Annotated in this window: 2 protein-coding genes and 2 pseudogenes; all 4 read right to left on the bottom strand. The window is 30.8% G+C overall.

The features are described 5' to 3' along the window. Positions 1–6: 6 nt before the first annotated feature. Positions 7–237 (bottom strand): capsid assembly scaffolding protein Gp46 family protein, encoded by a 231-nt coding sequence (locus tag HMPREF2642_RS08885; RefSeq protein ID WP_030064849.1) that lies wholly within the window; start codon positions 235–237, stop codon positions 7–9. Beyond that, a pseudogene (locus tag HMPREF2642_RS11625) lies at positions 225–321 on the bottom strand (hypothetical protein); the annotation flags it as partial. The gene HMPREF2642_RS08885 and the pseudogene HMPREF2642_RS11625, both read right to left, overlap by 13 nt. Positions 322–582: 261 nt before the next feature. Further along, positions 583–777: a hypothetical protein gene (locus HMPREF2642_RS08880; RefSeq protein ID WP_030064847.1), complete on the bottom strand. Its 195-nt coding sequence runs from the start codon at positions 775–777 to the stop codon at positions 583–585. A 9-nt stretch (positions 778–786) separates the two neighbouring features. Continuing rightward, positions 787–1,616: pseudogene (locus HMPREF2642_RS08875) on the bottom strand (minor capsid protein); the annotation flags it as partial.

Genomic DNA, 1,616 nt, shown 5'->3' with positions numbered 1-1,616 from the left:
ATTGTTTCATGTACTGCTCGCGTTCCCATTCATTTTTGCCAGTTTTTCAGCCTCTTGAATGGCATCCTTAATACGTTCATCAGATTTTCTTCTTTCTCTTGCTAAACGATCTTTAATCATTTGAGATACTTCTTCTTGGGAGAATGTGTGCTCCTTTTGCTGTGATTGTTCATGAGTTGTTTCTAAATTCTCATTATGCTTCGTTTCTTCAGTAATATTACTTTGATTGTTCTCCATGAGATATACCTCCGTTTATAGTCTGTCGACTGCGTATTCCATACTTGCTTTTATAACGTCATCAGCACGTTTTGGACATAAAAAATAACCTTCCGTAGAAGGTAAAAAAGTGTATAAAAAATAGCACCACTTTCTATTTATATGGGTAGAAAGGATGCTACTAATTTTTTTCTTTTAATTTAATATCATTTTCAATATCTTTTATTATTTCATCAACTGTTCCTTGTCCATCAAGTTGGTATGTGTACATCTAAATCACCTCACAATGTATTTAATCATATTTATTCGGTGTAAATTCTTAAGATATTCTCGATTTCTTTTTCTTTCTATGTAGAAAGGATGCGATTAAGATATTATTCTTATTTCTTTAATTTCTGTTTCATCAAATGAATATGTTCCTAAATCTGTCTCTAAATCCATATTGTAATTTCCTGTATCAGTTTCTAACGGGTTTTCATAGTCAGTAACTTTACCAATTAAATTTTTTTGATTTGTTAAAACAACCATAACCTTATGCCCATAAGCATCTCTTATATGCAATATTATCACCTACTTTTTAATATACGGTATAACATGTGTACCAGTTTTTGAATAATGTACTTTCTCAATATATTTGTTATCGATATATGATTTTCCAATTGGTAACTTAAAATCAATAATTTCCTTACGATTAAATTTACCATTCAGTAATAGAAATTCACCAGTAGTGGCTCTTAATTTAACTAATTTATTTAGTTCCTCATTAGAAATAATTGTATAACTTGGTAATTTTTCTCCATTTATTTTAGCCATTTCAACACTTTGCTTAAATAGCTCATGTTCTTTATTATGTCTATTTTGTTTTTCTGGATTAATTTCTACTTTTATTTTACCACTACGTATCATATCAAGCATTTCTTTTTTCGCTTTTTCTTGTAATTTTTCTTTTTCTATTACATTGTCCTGTATCCGATACTTATCTTTACGTTCAGTAAAGAATTTATCCCGCCAGTTTCCCACATGCGGTACTGTAGTACTTCTGCACCAAGGGTGCATAGGTGGAGCATTAACTCCAGGTATCATATCTTTAACTTTAAATACTTTGCCATTTAATGTGAGACATATTTTAGATGTTTTCTTGTCAATTTTTGCTACATACTTGTACTCGCCATCTTCACCTAAATCTTTAAGATAAGTTAGCTTCTGTGATTCAGCCTGAACACGTGCAGATTCAGTAACTAACAATCTACTTGCATTATAAGTAGTAGTGTTAGTTAGTTTCTTAAAATCCTTTATATACTCATTGGGATGTCTCCCTCTAAGTAACATTACTCGTCGTTCTTTCCACTTCTTTTTGAACTATAGCCATATCTTGCCATACTCTTCTAGACCATTTCACA

It is taken from the genome of Staphylococcus sp. HMSC055A09 (genome assembly GCF_001809655.1).
Lineage (GTDB): Bacteria > Bacillota > Bacilli > Staphylococcales > Staphylococcaceae > Staphylococcus > Staphylococcus capitis.
Note: the sequence above shows the minus strand (reverse complement) of the source record. Positions and strands in the feature narration are given on the sequence as shown.

Excerpts from the sequence above, each read along its gene's own strand:
- HMPREF2642_RS08885 (WP_030064849.1), bottom strand. The coding sequence starts at position 237 with ATGGAGAACAATCAAAGTAATATTACTGAAGAAACGAAGCATAATGAG.